The following is a 7,557-nucleotide window of genomic DNA, read 5'->3' as shown; positions in this document are numbered from 1 at the left end:
TGACGCACTAAAAACCAGTGTTTAGCGCCCTGAGCCCGAGTTTTTACATGCTTTATGCTACCAGCCAGCGGAGAAAGTGGTATTCTCGGTTTCATCTCGCAAGTCTGACTTGTGGTAACTATTAACCTGCTAACCCTGTGACCTGCAACCCTGTTTGCAGTGCATCGACAAGGAGACTTATCGTGTCTGAACTGTCTCAATTATCTCCGCAGCCACTGTGGGATATTTTTGCCAAAATCTGTTCCATTCCACACCCTTCCTACCATGAAGAACAGCTTGCCGAACACATTATGGGTTGGGCGAAGGAAAAAGGCCTGCATGCTGAACGTGACCAGGTTGGTAACATTCTGATCCGCAAACCAGCAACCGCTGGCATGGAAAACCGCAAACCGGTTGTACTGCAGGCGCACCTGGACATGGTGCCGCAGAAGAACAACGACACCGTTCACGACTTCACCAAAGATCCTATTCAACCCTATATCGACGGCGACTGGGTAAAAGCGCGCGGCACCACTCTGGGTGCGGATAACGGCATCGGTATGGCCTCTGCACTGGCAGTGCTGGCAGACGACAGCGTTGAACATGGTCCGTTGGAAGTGCTGCTGACCATGACCGAAGAAGCGGGTATGGACGGTGCATTCGGTCTGCAGGCGAACTGGCTGCAGGCAGATATTCTGATCAACACCGACTCAGAAGAAGAAGGTGAGATCTACATGGGCTGCGCGGGCGGGATTGATTTCATCTCTACCCTGCCGCTGTCACGCGAAGCGATTCCTGCCGGTTTCCAGACGTTCAAGCTGACGCTGAAAGGGCTGAAAGGCGGTCACTCTGGCGGTGATATTCACTTAGGCCTGGGCAACGCCAATAAATTGCTGGCGCGCTTCCTGGCCGGCCATGCGGCTGAGCTGGATCTGCGTCTGGTGGATTTCAACGGCGGTACCCTGCGTAACGCGATCCCGCGCGAAGCATTCACTACTGTGGCAGTCCCGGCGGCAAAAGCTGACGAGCTGAAAAAACTCTCCAGCGTGTATCTGGATATCCTGAAAAACGAACTGTCAGCCAAAGAGAAGAACCTGACCGTGGTGCTGGAACCCGTATCCACGGATAAAGCTGCGCTGACTACCCAGTCTCGTGACACCTTCGTTCAGTTGCTGAATGCAACGCCAAACGGTGTGATCCGCAACTCTGACGTGGCCAAAGGCGTGGTTGAAACCTCTCTGAACGTGGGCGTGGTGACCATGAGTGACGACAGTGCAGAGATCATCTGCCTGATCCGTTCGCTTATCGACACAGGCAAAGAGTACGTAGTGAGCATGCTGGAATCTCTGGGCACGCTGGCCGGTGCGAAAACATCGGCTAAAGGCAGCTACCCTGGCTGGCAGCCGGATGCAAGTTCTCCAGTGATGGCACTGGTCCGTGAAACCTATCAGCGTCTGTTCAACAGCACGCCGAACATTCAAGTGATCCACGCGGGTCTGGAATGTGGTCTGTTCAAGAAACCATATCCGAATATGGACATGGTCTCTATCGGGCCAACCATTACCGGGCCACACTCTCCGGACGAGCAGGTTCATATCGAAAGCGTGGGTCATTACTGGACGCTGCTGACTGAGCTGCTGAAAGCAATTCCTGTTAAGTAATTAGTCGTTTGATGCCCGGTGGCGCTTCGCTTACCGGGCCTACGGTTAAAACAATCTACAACCCTAATACTAGCTGTCGCTCTAACTGCGGATCCAGCAGCGTGACGTGCAATCCCACCAGCCTCACCCCTCGCCCTCCTCTTCGTTCTTCCCATGCCTTTTTCGCCGTCGCAACGAGATCCTCTTTATTCAGACGCGGCCAGACATGTTCCTGCGTGGTCTGCTGGAAGTCGTTGAATTTTAATTTGATACCCTGACGGGCAATGAGCAGATCCGGTTTCACCTTGAGCAAGCGTCGCTCCAGCTCAGGATAGAGCTGTTCCGTAATGATGGTTTCGCATTCAGACCAGTCATGAATGTCTTCAATCAGCGTTCGCTCAACACCAACGGATTTCCGCAGCCGTTCGCTGTTCACATCGCGATCGTCAATCCCCTGGCTACGCTCCCACAGCACGCGCCCAAACTTTCCAAACCGCTTAAGTAGCATAGCCAGATCGCTTCGCTGCACATCTTCACATGTCCGTAATCCCATACTTTCCAGCTTTACAGCGGACACTTTTCCCACACCAGGGATTTTGCCAAGCGGCAACGTTTTTAAGAACGCAGGCACCTCTTCAGGCGTGATGACGTACTGGCCATTGGGCTTATTTAAATCGGAGGCTATCTTGGCAAGAAATTTCACCGGAGCGACTCCTGCCGACGCGGTAAGATTTAACTCTTTAAAGATGGTCTGACGGATTTCCTGTGCCATCAGGGTTGCTGAGCCGTGGCAGTGTACGCTGTCGGTCACATCAAGATAGGCTTCGTCTAGCGACAGCGGTTCGATCAGAGAGGTGTAGCGGGAGAAGATTTCCCGAATATGAATTGAGGCCTCTTTGTAAGCGTCGAAGCGACCAGGTAAAAGAGTGAGATGAGGACAAAGCTTCAGGGCCATTGCGGTAGGCATGGCACTACGCACGCCAAATTTGCGCGCAGGGTAGTTGGCGGTGCTGATGACACCACGCTGAACGCGGCTGCCGCCAATGGCTATGGGAATATCCCGCAGCGCCGGATTGTCACGCATCTCCACTGCCGCAAAAAAGCAGTCCATATCAACATGGATTATTTTGCGCATAGTAAGCCCTCACTCATCACTGGATAAGTATACAGTAAATAAATGAGAATTGAGAAGCAGATGTAAAAATGCCGGGTGGCGACTTTGCCTTACCCGGCCTGTAAAAATTTAGATAATACGGTGCTGTTCGCGGGCCATTCTTTTTTTCCGGGCATCGCATGGCTCCGGGCAATCACAGACTTTTTCCATGCCAATGGAAGAAATACCGCCGCAACTCCCCTGAATGCTTTTACGCTTAATGATCCAGCCTAACGACATGCCGAGGATAACAAGCACGAAAACCACAAAGGTTGCCAGGAACGTCAGCATCATCAGCCTCCAAAATCGTCCAGTAGGATGTTCTCATCCTCCACGCCCAGATCTTTAAGCATCTTAATGACTGCGGCGTTCATTACTGGCGGGCCACACATATAAAACTCGCAGTCTTCCGGCGCAGGATGCTGTTTGAGGTAGTTTTCATACAGCACGTTGTGGATGAAGCCCGTATAGCCAGTCCAGTTATCTTCCGGCTGCGGATCGGAGAGCGCCACATGGAAGGTAAAGTTCGGGTTTTCACGCGCCAGCTGTTCGAACTCATCGTCGTAGAACATCTCACGCAGCGAACGCGCCCCGTACCAGAAGCTGATTTTACGCTGACTGCTAAGCCGCTTGAGCTGGTCGAAAATGTGCGAACGCATCGGCGCCATACCTGCGCCACCACCGATAAACACCATTTCGGCTTCCGTCTCTTTCGCAAAGAACTCACCAAAGGGACCGGAGATAGTTACCTTGTCGCCCGGCTTTAAAGACCAGATATACGATGACATGATCCCTGGCGGCGCATGCGGTACCGCCGGAGGCGGTGTGGCGATACGCACGTTAAGCATGATGATGCCCTTTTCTTCAGGGTAGTTAGCCATGGAGTAAGCACGAAGCGCTGGCTCTTTTACTTCCGACACAAAGCGGAAAAGATTGAACTTGTCCCAGTCGGCCCGGTATTCATGCGGGACATCGAAGTCAGCATATGCCACGGTGTGTTCCGGGCACTCAATCTGAATATATCCACCCGCCCGGAACGGAACGCTCTCTCCTTCAGGCACCCGCAACTTCAGCTCTTTGATAAACGTGGCTTTGTTATCATTAGAGATAACCTCACATTCCCATTTTTTAACGCCAAAGATCTCTTCCGGCAGCTCTATTTTCATGTTCTGACGTACAGCGACCTGGCAGGCCAGACGGCAGCCCTCTTTTGCCTCACGCTTTGTGATATGCGCCAGTTCGGTTGGCAGGATATCTCCTCCGCCCTCTTTCACCGTAACGCGGCACTGCCCACAGGAGCCACCGCCGCCACAGGCCGAAGAGACAAAGATCCCGTTGCCGGAGAGCGTATTCAACAGTTTATCTCCGGCGGGCGTGCGGATCTGGTTCTGCGGCTCGTCGTTAATATCAATCACCACGTCGCCGGAATTCACCAGCTTCGCACGTGCCACCAGAATAAGCCCTGATAACACCAGTACAATCAGCGTGAACATCGCCACGCCAAGCATAATTTCCATCAGTTAGCCCTTATAGCTGCACACCGGAGAAGGACATAAACCCCAATGCCATCAGTCCGGTGGTGATAAAGGTGATCCCTAAGCCACGCAGGCCTGCAGGCACGTTGGCATATTTCATTTTTTCGCGGATCCCCGCCATGGTGACAATCGCCAGCATCCAGCCAATGCCAGAACCGAAACCGTACACCACGGATTCACTAAAGTTGTAATCACGCTGAACCATAAACGAGACGCCGCCGAAGATGGCGCAGTTCACCGCGATCAACGGCAGGAAGATCCCCAGCGCGTTGTAGAGCGACGGGAAATACTTATCGAGGATCATCTCAAGGATTTGCACCAGCGCCGCAATCACACCGATAAAGGTGATGAAGTTCAGGAAGCTGAGATCGATCCCCTCTACCAGCGCACTATCCCGCAGCACAAAGTTGTATACCAGGTTGTTGATCGGCACCGATAAGCCGAGCACCACGGTAACCGCTACGCCCAGGCCAAATGCCGTCGACACCTTTTTGGACACGGCAAGGAACGTACACATGCCGAGGAAAAACGCGAGCGCCATGTTTTCAACAAACACCGCACGCACAAATAAACTCAGGTAATGAGCCATTGTCGGTTACTCCTTTTCCTGCTGTTCTGGCTTCAGCGTACGAATAAGCCAGATCAGCAAACCGATAATGAAAAATGCGCTGGGTGCCAGCAGGAACAGGCCGTTTGGCTGATACCAGCCGCCGTTCTGCACCGTGTCCAGCACCGTGATGCCAAACAGCTTACCGCTGCCAATCAACTCACGCAGGAACCCCACGGTCAGCAGGATCACACCATAACCAAGGCCATTGCCGATGCCATCCATAAAGCTCGCCAGCGGCGGCATTTTCATGGCGTAGGCTTCTGCACGTCCCATCACGATACAGTTGGTGATAATCAGACCAACAAACACCGAAAGCTGTTTTGAGGTTTCATAGGCGAAGGCGCGCAGTAACTGATCCACCACGATCACCAGCGAGGCGATGATCGCCATCTGCACAATGATCCTCACACTGTTGGGAATGTGGTGACGGATCATGGAGATAAACATGCTGGAAAACGCGGTGACCAGCGTTACTGCCAACGTCATCACTACCGCCGTTTCCAGCTTGGTCGTCACCGCCAGAGCTGAACAGACACCCAGTACCTGCAGCGTGATCGGGTTATTGGCGAGCAACGGGCCAATGAGCACCTTTTTGACTTCTTTCAGTTCACCGGTATCAGCCATTGTTCAGCGCTCCTTCACGTACGTTTTTCAGGAAAGGACCAAAGCCCAGTTCGCCCATCCAGAAATCAAAACTGTGCTGCACACCTTTTGAGGTGAGCGTGGCACCGGAAAGCCCGTCGACGGCGTAGTCGTCACCGGGACGAGCAGCCCCTTTCATTACCTTCAGCGCAGGCAGACCGTTATCGTCGAGCACTTTCTTGCCGACAAACTGTGCCCGCCAGTTAGGGTTCTCCACTTCACCGCCGAGCCCCGGCGTTTCGCCCTGGTCATAGTACGTAATGCCTTTCACAGTGCGACCATCCGTATCAAGCGCCACAAAGGCGTACATCATCGACCACAGACCGTTGCCGTAGATAGGCACTACCACTTCCTGCACCCGTTTTTGTTCATCGCGCACGAGATAGATTTCGGCAAGATTGCTGCGACGCTTGATGCCAGCCGGATCCTGTGAGGCGTCCAGTGTCAGGCTCATCTGCGGGTCTTTTAATGCCAGCGACTGGTTGTATTTCGCCGGATCTTTATCCAGCAGTTGCCCGGTTTTTAAATCCACCAGACGCGCGGTAATGCGCTCAGCAAAGACTGCAGAGACATCGTCTGCACTCATTCCTTCCTGCATCAACCCGGCGACAGCCAGGATATTGCGCTGTTTATCCAGTGCGCGCTGCTCCTGCTGTCGCGGCTTTAACCCCACGGCAGAACCGGCCACCACAATGGAACAGACCAGACACAACACCAGTACCACCAGCAGCGTTTTACCGATGCTGTCGTTATTTTTGATTTCAGCCACGCGCCTTCCTCCGCTTAATGTTGGCGCGCACGACCAGATAATCGAAGAGTGGCGCAAACAGGTTGGCAAACAGAATGGCCAACATCATCCCTTCCGGATACGCCGGGTTGACCACACGAATCAGGACACACATCGCACCAATGAGCACGCCATAGCTCCATTTACCTTTATCAGTAAACGAGGCAGAAACGGGATCGGTCGCCATAAACATCATGCCGAATGCGAAGCCCCCCAGCACCAGATGCCAGTACCAGGGCATGGAGAACATCGGATTGGTAGTCGAACCGATCACGTTGAACATCGTGGCGGTCAGCACCATGCCGATCATCACACCGGCAACAATCCGCCAGGAGGCCACGCGACCGAAAAGTATGATCGCACCACCCAGTAAAATCATCAGCGTAGAGACTTCCCCAATGGAGCCCGGTATGTTGCCAATAAAGGCATCAAACCAGGTAACAGGCTGGCCTGTCGCGTTGTTAACCAGCGTTTCGCCCCCGTGTGCCGCCCACTGAGACAGAGGTGTCGCACCGGAGAAACCATCCGCAGCCGTCCATACCAGATCGCCGGAGATTTGCGCGGGATAGGCAAAGAACAGGAACGCACGTCCCGCCAGCGCTGGGTTGAGGAAGTTACGCCCGGTCCCCCCGAAGATCTCTTTCGCAATGACCACACCAAAGCTGATCCCCAACGCGGCCTGCCAGAGCGGTAACGTTGGCGGGACAATCAGGGCAAAAAGAATGGAAGTAACAAAGAAGCCTTCGTTGATCTCATGTTTACGAATGATGGCAAACAGCACTTCCCAGAAGCCACCCACGATAAATACCGTGATGTAGATCGGCAGGAAGAACACCGCCCCCAGCGTCATCATGCTGACCCAGCCCGCGTCTGGCGCAAAGCTCACGCCCAGCGACTGCGCCAGACGGTAGTGCCAGTCAGACTGGATCACCTGCGCCAGCTGCTGAGCATCGTACAGATGATGCAGGGCAGGAATGGTCTGCAGCCCCACGTTGTACATGCCCCAGAACATGGCAGGGAAGACCGCAAACCACACAAGGATCATCATTCGCTTCAGGTCGATAGCGTCACGAACGTGCGCCGCCCCCTTCGTCACCAGCCCCGGTGTGTAGAAAATGGTCGTCGTCGCTTCATATAACGGGTAGTACTTTTTGAGCTTCCCTTCAGTAAAGTGCGGCTCAATTTTTTCAAAGAGGTGTTTTAAGCCCATC

8 protein-coding genes are annotated in these 7,557 nt (G+C 53.6%); 1 reads left to right on the top strand and 7 read right to left on the bottom strand.

Annotated elements, in window-relative coordinates; genetic code table 11:
- The first annotated feature begins 182 nt into the window (after positions 1–182).
- A complete protein-coding gene (gene pepD, locus HED65_RS06035) occupies positions 183–1,640 on the top strand; it encodes a cytosol nonspecific dipeptidase (protein ID WP_114977846.1) in 1,458 nt (485 codons plus the stop codon).
- 55 nt (positions 1,641–1,695) lie between these two features.
- Here pepD and dinB read toward each other — a convergent pair whose 3' ends face one another.
- The 7 genes from dinB to HED65_RS06000 form a co-directional block, all read right to left on the bottom strand.
- Positions 1,696–2,754 (bottom strand): DNA polymerase IV, encoded by a 1,059-nt coding sequence (gene dinB / locus HED65_RS06030; protein WP_114977845.1) that lies wholly within the window; start codon positions 2,752–2,754, stop codon positions 1,696–1,698.
- 108 nt (positions 2,755–2,862) lie between these two features.
- Entirely contained in the window at positions 2,863–3,063 is a 201-nt protein-coding gene (gene nqrM, locus HED65_RS06025; protein ID WP_114978089.1) for a (Na+)-NQR maturation NqrM, read from the bottom strand.
- Between the two features lie 2 nt (positions 3,064–3,065).
- The gene (gene nqrF, locus HED65_RS06020; protein WP_114977844.1) at positions 3,066–4,289 is read right to left on the bottom strand and encodes an NADH:ubiquinone reductase (Na(+)-transporting) subunit F; all 1,224 of its coding nucleotides are present in this window, start codon (positions 4,287–4,289) and stop codon (positions 3,066–3,068) included.
- A 10-nt stretch (positions 4,290–4,299) separates the two neighbouring features.
- On the bottom strand, positions 4,300–4,896 hold the full coding sequence (gene nqrE, locus HED65_RS06015; RefSeq protein ID WP_114977843.1) for an NADH:ubiquinone reductase (Na(+)-transporting) subunit E: 597 nt from the start codon (positions 4,894–4,896) through the stop codon (positions 4,300–4,302).
- 6 nt (positions 4,897–4,902) lie between these two features.
- The gene (locus HED65_RS06010; RefSeq protein WP_114977842.1) at positions 4,903–5,541 is read right to left on the bottom strand and encodes an NADH:ubiquinone reductase (Na(+)-transporting) subunit D; all 639 of its coding nucleotides are present in this window, start codon (positions 5,539–5,541) and stop codon (positions 4,903–4,905) included.
- A complete protein-coding gene (locus HED65_RS06005; RefSeq protein ID WP_114977841.1) occupies positions 5,534–6,328 on the bottom strand; it encodes a Na(+)-translocating NADH-quinone reductase subunit C in 795 nt (264 codons plus the stop codon). The genes HED65_RS06010 and HED65_RS06005 overlap by 8 nt, the downstream gene beginning before the upstream one ends.
- A complete protein-coding gene (locus HED65_RS06000; RefSeq protein ID WP_114977840.1) occupies positions 6,321–7,556 on the bottom strand; it encodes an NADH:ubiquinone reductase (Na(+)-transporting) subunit B in 1,236 nt (411 codons plus the stop codon). The genes HED65_RS06005 and HED65_RS06000 overlap by 8 nt, the downstream gene beginning before the upstream one ends.
- Between the last annotated feature and the right edge of the window lies 1 nt (position 7,557).

Source organism: Pantoea sp. LS15 (assembly GCF_012241585.1).
Taxonomy (GTDB): domain Bacteria; phylum Pseudomonadota; class Gammaproteobacteria; order Enterobacterales; family Enterobacteriaceae; genus Enterobacter.
This window is presented reverse-complemented; position numbering and strand designations above follow the sequence as displayed.

Excerpts from the sequence above, each read along its gene's own strand:
- nqrM (WP_114978089.1), bottom strand. The coding sequence starts at position 3,063 with ATGCTGACGTTCCTGGCAACCTTTGTGGTTTTCGTGCTTGTTATCCTC.
- dinB (WP_114977845.1), bottom strand. The coding sequence starts at position 2,754 with ATGCGCAAAATAATCCATGTTGATATGGACTGCTTTTTTGCGGCAGTG.
- HED65_RS06000 (WP_114977840.1), bottom strand. The coding sequence starts at position 7,556 with ATGGGCTTAAAACACCTCTTTGAAAAAATTGAGCCGCACTTTACTGAA.
- nqrF (WP_114977844.1), bottom strand. The coding sequence starts at position 4,289 with ATGGAAATTATGCTTGGCGTGGCGATGTTCACGCTGATTGTACTGGTG.
- HED65_RS06010 (WP_114977842.1), bottom strand. The coding sequence starts at position 5,541 with ATGGCTGATACCGGTGAACTGAAAGAAGTCAAAAAGGTGCTCATTGGC.
- nqrE (WP_114977843.1), bottom strand. The coding sequence starts at position 4,896 with ATGGCTCATTACCTGAGTTTATTTGTGCGTGCGGTGTTTGTTGAAAAC.